This window comes from Streptomyces nanshensis (genome assembly GCF_001751255.1).
Taxonomy (GTDB): Bacteria; Actinomycetota; Actinomycetes; order Streptomycetales; family Streptomycetaceae; genus Streptomyces; species Streptomyces nanshensis_A.
This window is the reverse complement of record NZ_LJGW01000258.1, coordinates 1-18,867: the sequence shown is the minus strand read 5'-3', so window position 1 is coordinate 18,867 and position 18,867 is coordinate 1. Positions and strand designations below refer to the sequence as shown.

Below are 18,867 nucleotides of genomic sequence, written 5' to 3'. Positions count from 1 at the left end.
CGGGAGCGCGCGCACCGCGCCGCTCCTCAACTGCAAGGGAGGACATCCATGTCGCTTCCCATCGTCTTCGTCCGCGGAGATAAGGGGCCCGTGGGCTATGAGGTGCATGACCGCTACGACCGGAGCGTCTCTTACGGCTTCGTGTGGGACGGTGCTCAGCCCTGCCACTGGGTGGCGATGTTTCCGGACGACTCCAGGCCCGGCAACGGCGGCGGTATCCCGGGATTCGCCAGCCGGATGACGGCCGGTCTGTTCCTCTACCGCTTCAACAAGCCGGTCTCCTCCGGCCGATGACCAGCGCCTCCCACGCAACCCGGCGGCGCCGTGCTTTCGCGTGGCCGCCGAGCATGGGGTGCTCGGCGGCCGGAGGAGGAAGACCGCGTACGCGTCGTGCTGCGCTCTGCGCGACCCCTTAATGGGAGCGCGTTTGTGCTGGTCAGGGAAGGGGTTCACCTTCCCTGCATATTCCGCCACCATGGATGTTGTTCGGGCTTGAGAACCCCGGACACCGCCGAACGATCCATCAGGAGGTGCCTCTTGAGCACTGCGACAGCGACGAAGACGAAGAAGACGGCCACGGCCGCGAGCGGAAAGAAGACCGCCGCCGTGAAGAAGACCGCCCCACCGGCCGCTCAGGCGAAGGCCGGGACGGCGCCGGAGAACGCGGAGCCGGAGCAGATCAGCCACCTGGATATCGTCAGCGACCCGACGCTGGTCTACCGGGACCCGATGAACGCCCGCGAGGACGAATTCGCCGCCCCGGGCCGTGAGCTGCTGGCGTCGGTCGCGGCGATCGGCGTGCAGGAGCCGGTTCATGTCCGCCCGGACGGCAACGGCCGGTACACCGTGTTCAAGGGCGATCTGCGCACGCAGGCTCAGATCGTCGCCAACGGGCATGCCGCCATCGATACGGAGGCCAAGGCGAAGGCGGAGGGCCGCAAGGTGCGTCAGCCGCGCAAGCTCAAGGCCATCATCCATCACGGCCTGGCCGGTTCGGCTCACGACGCCGAGGTGTACCTGCTCAGCTTCATCGAGAACAAGCACCGTACGAACCCGTCGGCCGACGCCGAACTCAAGGCGTACGACCGCCTGTTGGAGATCACAGACAGCAAGAAGCTGGACGAGTTCGGCCGGACCCTCGGTTTGACCAAGCGGGGTCTGCGAGCGGCGAAGAAGGCGCAGAAGCTCGACCAGCGGGCGCTGCGGGAAGCTCACGGGGTCGGCTACAACCTGGAACAGATGGCCGACCTGGCCGAGGTGTCGGATGTGGCCGGTGCCGAGCGCAGGCTCCACGACGCGCATGAGAAGGACCTGACCGAGGGCAAGGGCGGGTCCGGCCACTGGGAGCACGCCATGGCGGCGCTGCGTCAGAAGGCGCAGAACGATGCCGCGAAGAAGGCCACACTGCGGGAGTTGCGCGAGTCCGGGCAGCTTCTCACCGCCCCGTACAGCTACGGGGAGCGGCCCAAGTACCGGCGGCTGGCGGACCTGACCACGGCGCTCGGTGACGAGATGACCGAGCAGCGGCACCGGGAGTGCCCCGGCCACAAGGCGGGCGTGGACGACGAGGGCAACAAGGTCTGGCACTGCGAGGACCCCAAGAAGTACAAGCACCTGGTGCGTCCCGAGGCGCAGGAGCCGAAGCGGAAGAAGACCGAGGCGGAGTTGGAGGAGGGCCGGAAGGTCCGGGCGTGCAACGCGGCATGGCGGGCCGCCAAGGTGCCGCGTGAGAAGGCGGTGCAGGGGATAGTGCGCGCCAGCGGCAAACTGCCGGACGAGGTGGCACAGTACGCCATCGCCACGGCGGTCAACATGCGCTCGTTCTTCACCCGGTACCTGGAGCGGCGCAGCACGGCGGATGTGATGCGGCTGATGGGCAAGCAGGTGTCCGGGGCAGAGGTTCTGGCGGAGGTCGCCCCAGGCCAGGTCTCCAAGGGGCGGGAGATGCACTGGCTGTTCGCCCTGGTCTCTCTGGCGCAGGAGCACGCCATGCGTGAGCCGAAGTCGTGGGCGCATCTGCATGTGCAGCAAGCGGAGTGGCTGCTCCTGCTGGAGCGCTACGGCTACACGCTGTCCGACGTCGAGCGCAAGGCCGTCGAGCGGCACCGGCCGAAGACGCCTGATCAGGAGTCGCCGGCGCCCGAGAGCGAGCAGCAGCAGACGGAACCCGAGACCGGGGCGTCGGCCGGAGCGGATTCCGCCCCCCGTGCCGGGGCTGAGCAGGCCGCCGAGCAGGAAAGCGCTGCGGCTGCCTGACGGTTCCCCCGAGATCCGGGCGGCCCGCTCCTCCCCCTCCCAGGGGCGGGCCGCCCCCTCGTTGTCCCGCTCACCGCCCGGGAAGCCCGCGCGTCGGGCTGCCCGCCTCCACTTGAACCTCCGGAGAAGGGAGCTGTTCCGTGCTCACCACATCCGAACTCGGCAGACGACTCGCGACCTTCGCCCGTGACGACGCACAGTTCGGCGTACGAGGGCGGGGCGAGGTCCTGCCCGGTATCACGCTGGCGCCTGCCTCCGAGCCCGGCGCCCTGGAGATCACCGACCGGTACCGCCGGGCCTGGACGCTTGCCCGGTGGGCGACCGAGGAGGCCCACCTTGCGGTGCTGCACCGCGACGAGGAGTCGCTGACCGTCACGGACGCGGACCACGCGCCGCGCTACGTCGCGGCTTTCCGGGAGGCCGACTGCCATCACGTGTATGACCGGGTGAACGGCTACGCGCTCATTCACGACGCCTACTCCGACCGGGGTGAGGCATGGGAGGCCGCGCAGGAGTTGAACGCCAGTCCGCTGGCGGCGGCGCAGGCCGTCACCGCCCACGACAACGCGCTCGTCGCATCCTCTCCTGCCGGTGCCGCGCTGCTGGACATCCGCCGCTACGGCCACCGCGGGGCGCTGCGGTCCGCGGTGGCCGAGAGCCTTCAGCGTACGGACGTGCTCGCGGCGTGGCGGTGGGATCAGCACCTGTGGATGGTCTGGAGCGGGCCGCTGGGAGCCGATGCGGCCGGGGAGCCGTACTACCTCACCCTGGAGCGTCGTCGGTCGTTGCCGGTGGAGTGGATCCGCGCAGAGGGTGCTCTGTGGCCCACCGTGCCGGTGGGGATGCTGCGTCGCCCGGTCGTCGACGAAGAGAGTGCCCTTCCCTGCGCATGGCACCGGCGACCGTTCTGCACACGGTCCTCGTGCAATCCGGGCGTGGTGTGGGAGTGCGTCTGGGACGCCTGCGGTGCCAACGCCGTCACCGTCGTCGAAGGCCGCCCGGCATGCAACCGCTGCGCCCCGGCCGCCATCCACCGCACCGTCGCCTCGGACGGCGGGGGCGGGGTGGAGGCGTCGTGACGTCTGCGGTTCGGCCCGGCCGGTGCCGCAGTCCGCCCGGGGCTTCTCACGGTTCCTCACCCGTCGTTCCCCACGATCAGCCAGCAGGAGGTACCCCATGTCCACTTCCGCGCCTACGCTCGCCGACGCGCTCGACTTCATCAGCGGAGCCAGCAGTGACGACCTCGACCGCGTTCTTCTGTCGTACAAGGACCGTCAGAAGAAGCTGCGGGAGATCCGGGCCGCCGCAGTCAGGCGGGGAGTCACCGTTCGCACCTCGAATCTCACGCCGAAGCGCTACGACGGCCTGGAGGGGGAGGTCACCGAGGTGGAGACGATCCGCACCAGGACGGCGGTCACGCTGCTGCTGACGGAGGAGTCCACGGACACGCTCCGCCGGAGCGAGTACGTCCCGCCGGAGACCAAGCGCTTCCCGCTGCGGGGAGTTCCGGCGACCTGCTGCGAGGTCATCGACGGCAGCGAGACGTCGGCTGGATAGCCGTTCCCCGCTCCGTTCCCGGGTGGTCTGCGTGGCTGCTGCCCGTGCGAGACCACCCGGGGCGGCGTCCGGAGCCTGCCCTCGGTCGCGTGAGGACGCCGGGCCGCGCGTCACTGCTCCGGGCGCTTTCTACAGGTCTTTGCAGGTCAAGGAAGGGGTCCCCTATGACCCCGTGTTCCGTCACCATGGATGTATGAGAGGGGAGGTGCTGTCATGCCGCACACGCGGATGCAGTTCGTCGGAACGCTCGTCGGCGCTCCCGAGCAGTGCGCCGACGGCGCCGTCGCCCTGCGGATGGTCGCCACACCGCGGAGCTGGAACGGGGAGCGCTGGATCTCGAAGGAGGCTATCCCCTACCGGTGCACGGCCCGGGGCGACGTCGAGGAGGAAGCGATCGCCTCCCTCGCCGACAGCGCCACGCTGAGCGTCACCGGGCACCTGGAGAGCGCCGGCGACAGCCTCCTGTACGTCGGCGTCGAGGCCTTCGGCACCACCCTGGGCGCGCGCATGCCGGACACGCAGATCCAGATCACCGGCACAGCCGTCGGGACGGCGGAGGTGAAGTTCCACAACGGGCGCGCCATCACCCGGTTCCAGATGATGTCCACGCCGCTGACGTGGCAGGGCCGTTGGGTGGAGCAGCCCGCGATCCACTACGTGTGCACGGTCTGGGACGAACAGGGCAGGAACGCGGCGGAGTGCGTCGACGCCGGTGTGGCCCTGACCGTCACGGGCCGTGTCGCCTACCTGCTCGACGACGTGCTCTACGTCGAGGCCGATGCCGTCGGGGTGAGCCTCGGCGCCCGCATCGCCTACACCGCCGCCACCAAGCCCCGTAACGCGGCCGCGCCGTGCGCGCCGGCCGTCTCCGATCGGCCGGCGCGCTCCGCCGAGACCAAGGCCACCGGCGAGGAACACCGGGACGGCGCCGCCCCCGACTGGTGGCCCGCAGAACGCGCCGGATGGAGCCGCCCGTCCTCCCAGAAGGCGCGCGCGGCTTCGCGGTGAACCGCTAGCCCCTGCCCGCACCCCCATCTCCCCTACACGGAAGAGGAGCTCTGCCATGCCCGAAAGCACACACCGTCCGGCGGGTCAGCAACGCGGTGAGCGCCGCCGAACAAGCCGCGAGGCACCTACGGCTCATCCAGCTCGGCGAGGACCAGGCGGACCTGCCCGCGACCTCGTGCCCTGTGACCTGACCCCGCGCGGGAGTTGTGACCGGGCGGCGTACGCCGCCCGGCCCACCCTGCCGTGATCTGCCCACTCCCGCTCACTGCTGCTGAAGGAGACTGCCATGGACACCGTCGACGGACTGCTGCCCGCGGGCCCCGGCATCGCGCCGGGCGCCCCCGAAGACGCCCGGTACCGCACGCTGACCGACTACGGCCTCACACGGCGCCAGTTCCCGAGCGAGCTCATCCACCTGGAGCTCGGAACGGTGCCCTTCGTACGGGTCCAGCGCCGCCGCTGGGAGTTGCGGTTCTTCCCGCCTGCCGCGGTCGACGTCGGCCACATGTCTCACGGCGTACTGCCACGGTTCCGTGGACGGCACCGGCCGACGCAGGGACGACTGTTGGCCGCGTTCTCCCTCTTCGACCACATGCGCCTGACTCGGCGACAGCTCTCCGAGGTCACGATGCAGGACATGCAGGCGTTGCTGCGCTGGTTCCAGCGGCTCGGCGTCAGGGGCGTCACCCGGCTCGACGACGACGAGCTCACCGAACGTCTCAGCGCACTGCCGCGCTTCCCTTGGTGACCCCCCGTCCCTGACTTTGTTCACGAGTTCCGACAGCGGATGTTCACGACTTCGGGAGGCACCCGGCAGCCGGAAGAGTCAATGTTCACGAGAACGGGAGGCATCAGCCGGGCACCCGGCAACGGCGCGACGATGGCTGCCACTTACTCCCGCAGCCAGCGCTTTTGCCTCGGGCCCGGACGGGGCGGCAGACGGCTCCCCGTCGGTCACTACCGAGCTGCTACCCGAAGTCGTGAACATCCGGCGCGGGTACTGCCTCCCGAGCTGCCGTCGAAACGCTGCTCTGCGACGTGAACAGAGCCACCCGTCCCCCTCGAACTCCCCCGTACCAGGAGGTATTCCATGCCGTCCGCACGTATGTTGCCGGGGCTCTCGCTGACCGACCAGCCCGTCGACACCGTCCTCAACTGGGGCCTGGGTGTGGAGTCGACCGCCGCCCTGGTGGAAATCCTCGACGGTCCGGCCGCGCACGGAATCGACCTGGACCGGTTTGCGGTCCTGCACAACGTCGTGGGTAGCGAGTGGCCGGACACCCTCGCCGACTGCGAACGGCACATCCTGCCGCTGCTGCGCCGACACGGCGTGCGTCTGGTCCAGGTCGCCCGGGCGGGCCAGTCCAACTCCGCCGGCATCGAGGTCCTGGACGACTCCCACAGCCCCGAGCAGCTCGTCTCCCGCGGCTCCTGGGCACTGTGGGACGAGTTGGAGAGCAACGGCACCGTTCCACAGCAGGGCGGCAAGCGGCTGTGCAGCATCCGCTCGAAGGGCGAAGTCGGGGACCGGTGGATTCCCACCGTCACCGACGGAAGACCGTTCACGCAGATCATCGGGTTCAGCGCTGATGAGGAGGGGCGCAAGGCGCGGGACCTTCTCGCGAACCGTAACCCGCTGCGCACCGGACGCTTTCCGTTGATCGACTGGGGATGGACGCGCCGCATGTGCGAGCGCTTCCTGCTGGAGCGGTTCGACGTGCAGTGGCGCAAGAGCTACTGCTGGTTCTGCTGCTACCCCGTGTCCATGGGGGCGATGGCCGACAACCTCCAGCGGATGCGGATGTTCCCCGAGATCGCCGGGAGGGTTCTGCGGCTGGAGTACACCGCCATGGCGCTCAACTCCAAGGCCAGGCTGTTCGGCAGGCGCAGCCTGCTGGAGCAGTTCGACCCGGGCGTCGACGCGCCCGTGCTGAAGGCGTTCGAGCGCGAACTGGCTGGCGCGTGGGGGATCTACCACGTGCGGCGCATCCTGCCGGTCTCCCGTACGAATCCGGACGTCCGTGCCCCAGCGCTGCGGTCAGTCGAGTTGCTCGACAGGGGCCCGAGCCACTTCGTCGGGGGGCGGCTCCAAGGCATTTCGCGTCGGCACCGCGTGGACGTCGAGACGGATCCGTACGGCTCCGTACGCGGCGTGCTGCGCCGTCGGGGAAACGGGCTTCCCGCGGTGGAGGAGTTCATGGTCACCGCGCCGGCCTGCGTGCGTGACAAGAAGCAGGGCCGGTTCGAGGAGGAATGGGCCCGGCACACCGCGAGGCGTACGCAGGCTGCTCTCGCGCCGCATGCAGCGAGATGAACGACAGAACGAACGGTCGAGGGAGAGGTGGTCGTGATGGGGACACGGGGCGAGCACGAGGGCGCGGTCGAGGAGTTGCTGACGCTTGCCGGTGCAGCAGCCCGGGCGGCGGCGCCGGATGAGCTGCTGGCGATCCTGCTCCGGGGGCGGGAGTTGTACTTCGCGGGGTTGGCGGAGGCAGAGGCCCTCGCGAGGTCCCGGTACGGGGTCCTGGAGAACAGGGAGTTGCAGGCGATGTGCCGGGAGGAGGGTGTGACGTACGGCGTGGTGATGCCGCGGGCTGAGGCGTTGGCGGCGTTGGGGTATGCGGAGTGGCGGCGTACGCCGGCGGCGCTGGCCTTCGTCGGGATCGCCGAGCACGCGGCCCGCGAGGGAGTGTGCGTCGTTCCTGATCAGAGGTGACCTCGAGGGCGGGCCGCATCGTACGGGAGATCAAGCGCGGCCTCGGTGGTGCCGGCGAGTGGACAACACCCGAACACTTCCGCTACCTTTAATGTCACTGGAGGGGGTTGCCCCCGCCGGCTCGTGGCCGAGGGACCTACGAAGGAGAGTCATGCCGGAGAAGACGGAGACGATCAGTCTTTCCGAGGCACTTCAAGAGGCTGACGAGAAACTGACCGTGGACGGACTGCTCTCCCTCCTCACCCGGGTCGACGAGAAACTGACCGTGGACGGACTGCTCTCCCTCCTCACCCGGGTCGACGAGAAACTGACCGTGGACGGACTGCTCTCCCTCCTCACCCGGGTCGACGAGAAACTGACCGTGGACGGACTGCTCTCCCTCCTCACCCGGGTCGACGAGAAACTGACCGTGGACGGACTGCTCTCCCTCCTCACCCGGGTCGACGAGAAACTGACCGTGGACGGACTGCTCTCCCTCCTCACCCGGGTCGACGAGAAACTGACCGTGGACGGACTGCTCTCCCTCCTCACCCGGGTCGACGAGAAACTGACCGTGGACGGACTGCTCTCCCTCCTCACCCGGGTCGACGAGAAACTGACCGTGGACGGACTGCTCTCCCTCCTCACCCGGGTCGACGAGAAACTGACCGTGGACGGACTGCTCTCCCTCCTCACCCGGGTCGACGAGAAACTGACCGTGGACGGACTGCTCTCCCTCCTCGATCTCACGGATCAGAAGGGGCTGATGAACGCTGAGCAGTTGGGGTTGCTGCTCGGCTTCGCCGGCGGAGTGCCGATTGTGTCCGCGCTGCGGGTACGTCCCTGGTGGCTCCCTGAGCCGGAGATCTGCAAGGAGATCGGCACGGCCGACCGGCCCTATCTGCGGGTGCGGTTCAAGGTCGCGACCGTCCGGGTGTGGCTGAAGACGCATCCGGAGCGAGGTCCCGGCGGTTCCGAGCGGCAGGATCCGACGGTGGAACAGGGGCCTACCGCGGAGTGGCGGCTTCAGATGCTGGCCCGGTTGGATCCGCGTGAGCCGCTGAACGGCAGCCATCTGTCACTGGCGATGGGCTACGAGAACCCGAATCAGGTCACAGACCTTCTGAGGAGGGGGCGTTTCGTGGCGCCGGACGTGGACGAGCTCGAAGGGACGTCCGAGCGCCCTCGTCACAAGCGCATCTGGTACCCGCAGTCCGTGCTCGAGAAGCTGCGGGCGGGTGACTTCGCGCCCGCAGCGGCGGCGACGGCGGCTCCGGCTCAGGTCTCTGACAGCGGGGACCCGGAGGAGCTTCTGGGGTCGGCGCAGGTCGCCGTGCGGTTGAAGTACAAGGACCAGAAGTCGTTCATCTCGGCGCTGTCGGCCGGCTCACCCCGGTTGCGGCCGCTGCAGGGGACGTGGGTGAAGGTCAAGGCGCCGCACGGCGGTCCGCCCGCGCGGAAGTGGCCGAGACGCATCGTCGACAGCGTCGCGTAGACTCTGCCGGCCAGCGGCCGGGTCTACACTGAAAGAGCTGCGGCACCTGGTTTTAGGGCGAGTGATGGATTTCCGCCCGGCGGGCCAGGTGACCGCCCCGGTGGCCGGGGGAGGATTTCTCACCCTCCTGTCCGGGAAGCGTTGAGCTTCCCGGGCCGGCCCCGGGTTTTTCTTTGCTTCCCGGCGGCCACCTCACCGTGAGCGGGACCGTCCGGTGAGCCGGGACGCCCAGGCTGTGACGTCATTGAGACTCCCCCGCGGGCCCGTGGTGAGGGTGGCGGTGAGCCGACGGAGCGACGCTGGCGGCCCGTCTACGGAGGAGCTCCCGTGGTCAGCCTTGCCCCTTCTGTCGCGCCCCGGTCCCTGGTCCCGCAGGACCTGCTGGCGTGCCTGTTCGCTCACCGGATGGCCACGACCGAGCAGTTGACGGTGATGGTGGACCGGCATGTGAAGTACGTACTCCACTGCCTGCGGGGCATGGAGCGCGAGGGCCTCGTGGCGGCGACCCGGCGCGCCTTCCACTCGAACGTATGGCGGCTGACGGGGAAGGGACGGCGGCTCGTGGCCCGGTGGCCGGAGTTTCGGGCGTACACACCGCAGCGGAAGGCACTGCCTGCTCACCTCTCTCGCGAGGTCCATACGCTCACCGTCACCCGTACCGCCGTGGCGTTCCTGACGGACGCGCGTGACCGTGGCGACGACTTCTCGCCGCTGGACTGGTCGACCGAGGTCGCTCACCCTGTGCGCGACGGCGTCCGTGACGGTGAGCGGCTGCTGATCGCGGACGGCTTGCTGTACTACAAGCGCATGGAGCCCAAGCAGCAGTTGCTGCGGGCGTTCGTGGAGGTCGACCGGGCGACGGAGAGCTCCGAACGGCTGGCCTCGAAGACGATCACGTACGCGCGGCTGCATGCCGGGGCGCAGCCGGTCGGCCGTGGCAGGCCGGCGCCGCCCGCGTGGCAGAAGTCCTACACGCGTTTCCCCCGGGTGCTGTTCGTTCTTACGGGAGCGTCGCTCGGTCGGTTGCGGCAGCGCATTGCCGACCTTCAGACGATCGTGGGTCAGGACCCGCTGGTGGAGCACTTCGCTGCGCAGGTGCCGCTCGGGGCCGCGGTCCTTGAGGAGTTGGAGGAGCGGGGGGCGTCCGCGCCGGTGTGGACGCCGCTGAACGGGCGCGGGGAGCGCCGCGGTTGGATGGACCTGTGAGCCGGACCCGATGAGGGCTGCCGCGCGCTACGTACCGTGCCCGGGGAGAGTGGCCCCTGCGGGACGGGAGGTCCCGGGTCGGTGCGGTGTGGTGCAGGAGCAGGTGCGGGGGACGACGGGGAGTGGTTCGTGGTCTGCTCGGGGGCGGGGGTCGCGGAGGCCGTCGCACCAGGCGTGCTGTCCGATGCGGCACGGGCCGCATACGTGCTTCTTCTGTCCGGGTGATACGGCGTGGTCGGGTTCGGTTCGGCTGGTCATGCGTCTCGTTGCCCTGGGGGTAGCGGGATGTCGAAGCGTAATTCGAGCCAGGCGTGTGAGGACCCGTCGGGGTCGCCGTGGTGGCCCCATTCGTGGCCGTCGGCGAGTACCGCGTGGATGCGGAGGGTTGCGGAGGCGGAGAGGTCGGTCGGGATGTCGACCTCGACGCGGATGCGGTCGGGGTTCTCCCGGATGCGGACGCGGTCGCTGTGCTGGTCGCTGTGCGCGTCGTCGGTGAGCGCCGCCAGGCGGGCGGCGAGGGACTTGGCGTAGATCTGGTGGAGCACCCTGGGGGTCCTCTTCTGGCTTGATCACGGTATGTGCTGCTACTTCAGTAGGGTTCCGCTACTGCAGTAACTTGTCAACGTCGAGTAACCGGCTATGTGCGTTGGGGTACTGGAGCGGCGATGGGTAAGCGGGAGGAAGCGCAGTACCTCCGCGTCGCGGCCGCTCTGCGTCGCCAGCTCAAGACGGGCAAGTGGACCGAAGGGCAGCAACTGCCCGCCCGGTCGGCTCTGGCCAAGGAACACAGGGTGTCCCGTCAGGTGATGGAGCAGGCGATGGAGCTCCTGATGGCGGAGGGGCTGCTGGAGGGCCGTGCCGGGGTAGGGACGTTCGTACGGGCTCCCCGCGAGCGGCAGCGGATGGTGCGCTCCGCGCACCGCGAGAACTTCAGCGGCTCACCGTTCCGCGGTGAGATGGCCGCGAGGGGCCGAGCGGGCTCGTGGGAGTCCGACAGCAAGGCCCGGGTAGCGGCTCCGGCGGAGATCGCCGCGCGGCTGGCGGTCGAGGCCGGCGCGCCGTGTGTGTGCACCACGTACGAGTACCTGGCCGACGGCAAGCCGGTGCAGTTGTCGACGAGTTGGGAACCGGTGGCCATCACCGACGGGTCCCCCGTGCTGCTTCCGGAGATGGGCCCGTACGCGGGCGCCGGGGTCGTGGCGCGCATGCGGGCGATCGGCGTGACCGTACAGACGGTGCAGGAGGTGCCGCGGCCCGGGCGGGCCACGCGGGCGGAGTCGAACCTGCTCGGCGTGCCGCTCGGGGACGCGGTGCTGCGGATCGAACGGACGTATTTCACCTCAGAGGGCGTCCCCGTGGAGACGGCGGACATCGTGGTGCCGGATGCGCGGTGGGAGGTCGCCTACACATGGCGCCTCGACCCGCCCGACGGCTCTGATGGCGCCGACGACGGGCGTTCCGGCGCCTGACAGGCTGCTCACCGCGGGCTCATACGGGGCGTACCGCTCGGGGAGCCGCTGTGCCCTCGTTCACCGGTGCCCGCGTACGGGCCCTATCTCCGGCGACGTGCCGCGCGGGTCTCCTGAGCCCTTCCCCCACCCGTAGCAGACCGCGGTAAACGCCTTACCGCGTGACCGTTACGGCTTCGATGCTGCGTGGGCGGCTGGTGGGAAGGGCCGCGGTAAGCGTGATCCGGAGCCTGGCGACATCTGATCCCTCGGGTGTGGAGGAGGCTCCACGATGTCGCCATTCCGCTTCGGCCGCCGTACGGACGGCGTCGGCGAAACGCCGCCCGAGCGCGGCGTGCGCGCGGGCCGCCATCCGGCGGTGTCGGCCGGACGCTGGGCGGTGTGGGGCGCGCTCGCGGCCGGGCCGGTCGCGCTCGCTGTCGCGCTGACGCATCCGGCGACCACCGTGCGCACCGTGGCGAAGGCCCCTGAGCGGGGTGCGCAGGGGGCTGCGCAGGCGGAGGACCCGCGCGGCTGGGCTGCGCTGTTCGTGGATCAGTGGCTGCGCGCTCCGGCCCGGGGTGAGGCCGCGGGCGATGCGGTGCGGGCGATGGCGCCGGGGGTGCAGCTTCCGGAGTGGGAGGCGGCGGACGCGCCGCGGGTGCAGCGGGTGAGTTCGCTGAGCAGCCGTGTGACGGGGCCGGGGACGTGGTCGGTGACGGTGGGGGTGCAGCTTCGGGCGGAGAAGAAGAAGGCGGCGCCGGCGCCGCGGTTCTTCACCGTGCCGGTGCGGGCGGCCGAGGGGCGGGTGTCGGTGACGGCGGCCCCGGCGGAGGTGGCGGCGCCGCGTGGGGGCGGGGAGCGGGAGTCGGCGTACAGGACGTCGGTGGAGTCCGGCTCTGCGCTGGAGGGCACGGTCGGGGACTTCCTGACCGCCTACCTCGCCGGAGACGGCGGGGCGGAGCGGTATCTGGCGCCGAAGGTGGAGCTGCCGGCGATCTCTCCGGCGCCGTACCGGAAAGTCACGGTGGAGGAGCTGCGGGCGGTCGAGGACTCTGCGCGTGAAGGCGTCCCGGGGCGGGACGGCAGCCGGGTGCGGGTGCGCGCGCAGGTGAATGCGCAGGATGCGCACGGTGCGCAGTGGCCGCTGTCGTACGCGCTGACCCTGCGGGCACGGGACGGCCGCTGGGAGGTCGCCGCCCTGGGGGCCGGTCCCGAGCCGCGGCCTGGTGCGCGATCTGGTGCGCAGGACTCGTCGACCGGTGCGCGCGGTGCGCGGCCTCCCGGGCCGCCGACTGCGGTGCGGGACGTGGTGTCCGCCGGGCGCGCGCTGCCTGATCGGGCTGCGGCGCCGGTGTGGGCGGGGCGGTGAGCGGCATGGGCATGGTCACGCTGGCCGGGGAGTTCGAGGACATCGGAGATCACCTCCTCGGGGTGGGGACGAACCTGGCGGAGAAGACGCTTCTGCTCGGGCTGCTACTCATCGTGGTCGCGCAGGTCATCCGCCGCTTCTCGCTGAAGGCCGGGATCGGCGCGCTGCTGGGCATGGCCGTGTGTCTGGCGCTCTACAACTCGCGCGACCAGCTCTCCGACGCCTTCTCGACGGAGATCAACGGGGCCGGACGTGTCGTGGTGCGCGTCGAGGGTCCCGCGGCTGCACCCCCGGTATCTGCGCCTGCTGTGAGCCGCAGTTCGCAAGCGGGCGCGTACGAGCTGCCCCTCGTGGCTGCGGACGGCGCGGTGAGCGCACGGTCCGCCGGGCGGGGTGACGTGCGGTGAGCGGGCAGCAGGGCCGGGTCGGGCGTTCGTACACCAAGGCGCGGCGGTATCCGTGGGTGCTGGGGAAGATCGGCGACTGGACGCTGCCGCTGGGCCCGTACACGCCGGCGCAGATCGCCATCGCCTTCTTCGGCGGGTTCCTGTTGATCAAGACGTTCTCGCTGTGGTCGTGGATGGGGCCGGTGCCGGTCCTCGCGTGGGCCGTGGCGATCTGGGGGGCGCGGCGGGCGAGTATCGGCGGCCGCGCGCCGGGCTACATCGTGCTGGGGCTGGTGAACGTGGCGTTGCAGCCGCGTGCGGGCCGGATCGGTGGCCGCGCCGTACGGGAGCCGAAGCCGCGGGTGCTGACGGGCGGCTTCTACATCCGTGAGGACGGCGAGGCGGATGACGGGCCGCGGCGGGGCCGCCGCCGGGGCGGCGGGGCGGTGCGGCCGGAGCCGACGGCGCTGCAGCAGCTTCTGGCGTCGGCCGGCGCCGAGCGCGGGGGGCGGTCGTGATGCGGGTGGCGATCCGTCATCTGGCCGGTCATCTGGTGTGGTCGACCGCCGGGCCGGTGTGGGCGATCTGGCGTCTGGATCCGGGCGGCTCGCGCTACATGGGCGCGCAGCAGCGCACCGAGCTGCACGGCCGGCTGACGACGCTGGTGCGGTCGCTTCCGGAAGCGGCGCGGCTGTACGGGCTGTGCGCGCAGGTGGATGCCGGGGAGGTCATCGCCCGCACGGTCGAGGGGGTGGACCTGGATGCTCAGCCGCAGTGGGCGCAGACGGCGCGGGCGCAGTTGGAGCTGCTGGACGGGCTGGAGATGCATCAGCGGACGCTGTGGCTGGCGGTTCCGTTGCAGACGCCGGGCTGGCGGGAGCAGGTGACGGCCGCCTCCGGCGGGGTGTGGGCGGAGCTGTCGGGGATGCTGGGGCTGCGGCCGGCGCCGGTCGGTGCCGCCGAGGTCGTGGAGTACCGGCAGCGGGCGGCGCGGATCGAGGCGGAGCTCGCCGCGAGTGTGAGTCTGCGGCCGGCGCGGCCGGCGGAGATCGTGTGGATGCACCAGCACGCGGTGCACCGCGGCCTGCCGGAGCCTTTGCTGCTGGAGGCGGCGGGCAGCGACGCCTACGGCGGGCAGTTGTTCGCCGGGCGGTTGCGGTGTCCCTCCTACCAGGATCTGGGTCTGGTGCGGCTGCTGGAGGGCGGGCAGCAGCACGAGGGCCAGGACGCCGGTGGGGCGGACGGCGCGTCCGGGACGGGGCGGCGGACGGCGCGGAAGCGGGGCGGGCCGCGGAAGCGGAGCGTGTTCCAGCGGGTGTGGCTGGAGGTGGAGAGCGAGGCCGGTACCGGCTACCAGGCGCATCTACCGCTGACGGAGATGCCCCGGGCCCAGCGCGCGGAGACCGCGGACCTGCTCGCGCAGCTCGAAGACCTTCCCTTCCCCGTGGACTTCTGCGTCGACATGCGGCTGGTGCCGGCGGAGAAGCTCGCCGAGGAGGTCCGCAAGAAGAAGCGGGATCTGACGGATCAGGCCGAGCAGTATGCGGCGCAGTCCGCGACCGGCCTGCCAGAGGGCATGCACGCCGCGGCCAAGGACCTGGGGGAGCTGGATTCGCGGACCTCGGAGTCGTCGGTGGAGGTCGAGGTGCAGGCCGTGACCGTGCTGACGGTGTGGGGCCCGGACGCGGCGACCTGCGACGAGCGGGCCCAGGTGCTGGCGAAACAACTGCGGGGGGCGAACTACCGGCTGGCGCGGCCGAGCGGTGAGCAGGAGGAGCTGCTGACGCTGTCGCTGCCCGGCGCGGCGACGCCGCCGCGGGCGCGCCAGTACACCCAGCATCAGCTCGGGGAGGACTGGGCGATGTGCGGGGCGCTGCAGACCTCGGCGTGGGGGGATGAACGCGGGCACATGGTCGGGGTGTCGCAGGACACCGGCACCATACGGCCGGTGCTGCTGGACATCGCCAATGCGCCGCAGGCCACGGCGTCCGCGTCGTTCGGGATCTCCGGGGAGCTCGGCGGCGGTAAATCGGTTCTGCTGAAGCTGATCGACTCCGCGGTCGTCGACCGCGGCGGCCGCAGCATCGTCATCGACCGGACCCCGGTGCGGGAGTGGGCGCATTTCGCGCGGGCGGCGGCGCCGGGGCGGGTGCAGATCGTCGACGCGGCCCGCGCCGAGCGCTCGATCGATCCGTTGCGGATCTTCGACGCGGCGACCGGGGCGCACTACGCCCTGTCCTATCTGACGTTGCAGTTGGGCATCGGGCCGCTGACGGCGCAGGGCGCGCTGCTCAAGGCCGCGATCAACAGCGCGCAGACCAGCGAGCGGCCGTCGATGGCCGCGGTGGTGGCGGCACTGGAAGACGTCACGGAGGCGGGCGGCGCCCGGGGCCAGGAGGCCGGGATGCTGCACGACCTGCTCCGCATGATCGCCGAGGAGCCGCTGGCCGCGAGTGTCTTCGATCCGGATCTTCCGCCGATTTCGCTGGAGGGCGACCTCGGCGCGGACTGGGTGGTGCTGACGACCGCCGGGCTGACGCTGCCGCCGCGGGAGGCGGTCACCAACCCCGAGCTGATGCGGGCGCAGCCCACGGAGGCGCTGATCGGGCGTGCCGTGCTGTATCTCATCGCCGCGCTCTCACGGCAGGTGGCCTTCAGCGATCCGCAGCGGTTCTGCCTGATCGCGGCGGACGAGTGCTACTGGCTCACCTCGTCCGCGGAGGGCACGGCGCTGGTGACCGAGGTCGTGCACGACGGGCGGAAGCACAACGCCGGCATCGGCCTGTCGGGGCACTCCGTGGAGGACCTGGGCCCGAAGGAGTTGCGGGGGCTGCTCGCCTACCGGTTCCTGACCCGTACGACGGATGAAGCGCTCGCCCGCGGCGGGCTGGAGTTCCTGGGACTGTCGCCCGAGGACGAGGGGCTGCTGCGGATCGTGACCACGCAGCTCTCCCCGATCGGCAACGCGGCTCGGGCCGGGGAGGTCCTCGCCCGCGACCCGCGGATGCGGGTGGGCCGCTTCCAAAGCGTCGTCCCGCCCCGCCCCGAGCTCGAAAAGGCGATCTTCACCTCGCCCGGGGACCTGCCCTCCTCCCCCGGCCCCGGCAGTGACAGCGCGGCGGCGATCGAGAGCGGGGGACGCGGCGACCGGCCCGGGCTCTACGCCGGGGAGACCGCCGGCGAACCGGGCGGCGCGGTCCCGCCGCACGGGCCGCCGCAGTTGGTCAAGCCCCCGCCCGAGACGACCAGCAGCACAGGGAGGCGCTGACGATGCGGCCCGGAGACACCTTCGCCCGCTCCCGCCGGGACCCGCTGTGGGGCGCGGCGGTCCTGATCCTGCTGGTGCTGCTGGCCGGCGGCGCCGTGACGGCGCTGATGGGCGTCTCCAGCCAGACAGATGTCTGTCCGTGGCCGGACAGCCGGAACACGGCCGCGCGCTCCGATGCCGCAGCGTCGCCGAAGGGGCGTGATGATCCCTGCGACCTGGTGATCGGACCGGCCCACGACTACTGCCGCCGCGACGTCGCCCCGGTGCCCGCGCCGGGCTCGGCCGCCTCGCCGTCGGCTCCGTGCACCGCCAGCCGCACCGTCGGGCAGGTCCTGCTGTGCCTCGGCGGCATCGCGGTGCTGGTCTCCTTCGCCCGGTACGGGAGGTGGAGTCGGTGAGCCCCCGCAGGCGGCGGCTGCGCCGCGGCGGGCTGGTGGTGCTGCTGACCGCTTTCGTGGTCGCCCTCTCGGCGGGCCCGGCGGCCGCAGACAGCAGCGGGCGGGCCGTGCTCGCGGACTCGGGGACCGGCGGGCTGCTCGGGCCGTGGAATGTGAAGACCTCCGAGGGCGTACGCATCGACGACTACGAGCTGTTCGGCGGCGGCAGCAGCCCGGCCGACAGCGGGATGCGGCTGCTGCTGGACGGGCTGTTCGCCCTCACCAAGCTCCTCGTCGGCGGAGCCTGCTGGCTGATCGACTGGGCCTACCGGTACCCGATCGTGGACAAGCTGATCACCCCCGCCCAGAACATCTCCGACGCCTACCAGCAGCACATCGTCGAACCCCTGGGCATCACCGGCCTCTGGCTGGCCTGGGCATTCGTCTTCGGGCTGCTGATGGCGATGCGCGGAAAGGTCGCCCGCGGCGCCGGCGAGATCCTCCTCACGCTGCTGATCTGCGCGCTGTCCGCATCCGCGCTGGTACGGCCGGACTACCTGCTCGGCTACAACGGACCCGTCCAGCAGGTGCAGCGCGCCTCCCTGGAGGCCGCCTCGATCACCGCCAGCGCCGGGAAGGACTCCGGCGGCGGCGCGAAGAACGACCCGTGCGACCTGGTCACCGGACCGGCCAAGGAGACCTGCGAGGAAGAGCAGCAGCCCACCGCCAAGGAGCGGCACGCGGCCGAGCGGAAACGGGCGGAGCAGCGGAAGAAGAAGTGCGATGCGATCGTCGGCCCGGCGCGCGATGTGTGCATCAGCGGCAAGCGGCCCCTGGCCGCCGCCGACGTGTCCCAGCCGATCACGCGGACGCTGACCGAAGTGCTGGTCGTCCAGCCCTACCAACTCCTGCAATGGGGCCAGACCATCAAGCGCAGCGACCCGATGTACAAGGACTACAAGAAGGCGATCAACTACACCGAGAACCGTGACGACGACGACTGCGATCTCGTCGTGGGCCCGGCGCATGACGCCTGCACGGGTGACGTCCCAGGGAAGAGCAGCGGGGAGTCCGAACAGGACTTGATGGCGGAGCACGGCAAGGCCGGGGAGACGGCCGCCGCCTACAACAAGATCCTGGACTGGTCGCGGGTGCTGGGGGCGCTGTTCCTCCTGGGTGCGGCCGCCCTGTTCTGCCTGATCATCTACGCGATGGTGATGGCGATGCTCTGCGCGCAGGTCGCGGCGGTCGCCACCGCCGCCATGGCAGTGCTGGCCTTCGCCTGGGCGATCCTGCCCGGCCCGAACCGGGCCGCGGCCTGGAAGTGGACCGGGATCTTCATGGCCGTGTCCGTGGTCCTCTTCGCCGTGTCCGTCTTCATCCCCTTCCTGGGCATCGCCGCACGAGCCATCCTCTCCAGCGAGGGCACCGTCGTGGTCGAGCGGCTCATCCTGCTGGACGTCCTCGCCCTGGCCGGTCTGGCCGGACACCGGCGGATGCTGGCCGCCATCTCCCAGATGGGGCAGACCTTCTCCGCGCGGATGCGGTACGCGAAAGTCGGCGGCTCCCACCTGCTCGGCGACAACGCCGCCGGCATCGGCATGGCGCTGGCCTCCGTCGGCGTCGGACAGGGCGGCGGCGCGGGAGGACTCGGCCTCGGGGTGGGCGGCATGCCGATGCTGGGCGGGCCCGGCGGCTCCCCGGCCCTGGCCGCCTTCCACGCCCGGCGGGGGAAGATCGGCGCGGCGCTGGCGGCGCTGTCCGACCCGACGGGTATGCCCGGTCATCCCGGCCGGCTC

17 protein-coding genes and 1 pseudogene are annotated in these 18,867 nt (G+C 71.0%); 17 read left to right on the top strand and 1 reads right to left on the bottom strand.

What is annotated here, in order from left to right:
* The 10 genes from AN218_RS15425 to AN218_RS15380 form a co-directional block, all read left to right on the top strand.
* Positions 1–294 (top strand): hypothetical protein (locus AN218_RS15425; RefSeq protein WP_216311769.1); only part of this gene is annotated, 294 nt, incomplete at its 5' end.
* 243 nt (positions 295–537) lie between these two features.
* Positions 538–2,256 (top strand): hypothetical protein, encoded by a 1,719-nt coding sequence (locus AN218_RS15420; RefSeq protein WP_070017459.1) that lies wholly within the window; start codon positions 538–540, stop codon positions 2,254–2,256.
* A 140-nt stretch (positions 2,257–2,396) separates the two neighbouring features.
* On the top strand, positions 2,397–3,335 hold the full coding sequence (locus AN218_RS15415) for a hypothetical protein (protein ID WP_070017458.1): 939 nt from the start codon (positions 2,397–2,399) through the stop codon (positions 3,333–3,335).
* A 97-nt stretch (positions 3,336–3,432) separates the two neighbouring features.
* Positions 3,433–3,813 (top strand): hypothetical protein, encoded by a 381-nt coding sequence (locus AN218_RS15410; protein WP_070017457.1) that lies wholly within the window; start codon positions 3,433–3,435, stop codon positions 3,811–3,813.
* Between the two features lie 213 nt (positions 3,814–4,026).
* Positions 4,027–4,821, top strand: coding sequence for a single stranded DNA-binding domain-containing protein (locus AN218_RS15405; protein ID WP_070017456.1), 795 nt, complete (start codon positions 4,027–4,029; stop codon positions 4,819–4,821).
* 286 nt (positions 4,822–5,107) lie between these two features.
* Entirely contained in the window at positions 5,108–5,569 is a 462-nt protein-coding gene (locus AN218_RS15400; RefSeq protein WP_070017455.1) for a hypothetical protein, read from the top strand.
* A gap of 342 nt (positions 5,570–5,911) precedes the next feature.
* Positions 5,912–7,135 carry a hypothetical protein gene (locus AN218_RS15395; protein ID WP_079132198.1) on the top strand — a complete coding sequence of 408 codons (1,224 nt, stop codon included), beginning with the start codon at positions 5,912–5,914 and terminating at the stop codon, positions 7,133–7,135.
* A gap of 33 nt (positions 7,136–7,168) precedes the next feature.
* On the top strand, positions 7,169–7,537 hold the full coding sequence (locus AN218_RS15390; RefSeq protein WP_141747589.1) for a hypothetical protein: 369 nt from the start codon (positions 7,169–7,171) through the stop codon (positions 7,535–7,537).
* A 151-nt stretch (positions 7,538–7,688) separates the two neighbouring features.
* The gene (locus AN218_RS15385; protein WP_070017453.1) at positions 7,689–9,011 is read left to right on the top strand and encodes a hypothetical protein; all 1,323 of its coding nucleotides are present in this window, start codon (positions 7,689–7,691) and stop codon (positions 9,009–9,011) included.
* 327 nt (positions 9,012–9,338) lie between these two features.
* Positions 9,339–10,217 carry a replication-relaxation family protein gene (locus AN218_RS15380; protein ID WP_070017452.1) on the top strand — a complete coding sequence of 293 codons (879 nt, stop codon included), beginning with the start codon at positions 9,339–9,341 and terminating at the stop codon, positions 10,215–10,217.
* A 254-nt stretch (positions 10,218–10,471) separates the two neighbouring features.
* Here AN218_RS15380 and AN218_RS15375 read toward each other — a convergent pair whose 3' ends face one another.
* Positions 10,472–10,762: a hypothetical protein gene (locus tag AN218_RS15375; RefSeq protein ID WP_070017451.1), complete on the bottom strand. Its 291-nt coding sequence runs from the start codon at positions 10,760–10,762 to the stop codon at positions 10,472–10,474.
* Between the two features lie 120 nt (positions 10,763–10,882).
* Between AN218_RS15375 and AN218_RS15370 the strand changes: the two genes are divergently transcribed.
* The 7 genes and pseudogenes from AN218_RS15370 to AN218_RS36740 form a co-directional block, all read left to right on the top strand.
* Positions 10,883–11,686, top strand: coding sequence for a GntR family transcriptional regulator (locus tag AN218_RS15370; RefSeq protein WP_070017450.1), 804 nt, complete (start codon positions 10,883–10,885; stop codon positions 11,684–11,686).
* Between the two features lie 271 nt (positions 11,687–11,957).
* Positions 11,958–13,037, top strand: a complete 1,080-nt coding sequence (locus tag AN218_RS15365; protein ID WP_070017449.1) for a conjugal transfer protein — start codon at positions 11,958–11,960, stop codon at positions 13,035–13,037.
* A gap of 5 nt (positions 13,038–13,042) precedes the next feature.
* The gene (locus AN218_RS15360; RefSeq protein ID WP_141747588.1) at positions 13,043–13,444 is read left to right on the top strand and encodes a hypothetical protein; all 402 of its coding nucleotides are present in this window, start codon (positions 13,043–13,045) and stop codon (positions 13,442–13,444) included.
* On the top strand, positions 13,441–13,941 hold the full coding sequence (locus tag AN218_RS15355; RefSeq protein ID WP_070017447.1) for a hypothetical protein: 501 nt from the start codon (positions 13,441–13,443) through the stop codon (positions 13,939–13,941). Before AN218_RS15360 ends, AN218_RS15355 begins: the two co-directional genes overlap by 4 nt.
* Complete coding sequence (locus AN218_RS15350) at positions 13,941–16,691, top strand: ATP-binding protein (RefSeq protein ID WP_070017446.1); 2,751 nt, start codon at positions 13,941–13,943, stop codon at positions 16,689–16,691. Before AN218_RS15355 ends, AN218_RS15350 begins: the two co-directional genes overlap by 1 nt.
* Positions 16,692–16,693: 2 nt before the next feature.
* On the top strand, positions 16,694–17,089 hold the full coding sequence (locus AN218_RS15345) for a hypothetical protein (protein ID WP_070017445.1): 396 nt from the start codon (positions 16,694–16,696) through the stop codon (positions 17,087–17,089).
* Positions 17,086–18,867 (top strand): annotated as a pseudogene (locus AN218_RS36740) (hypothetical protein); the annotation flags it as partial. The gene AN218_RS15345 and the pseudogene AN218_RS36740, both read left to right, overlap by 4 nt.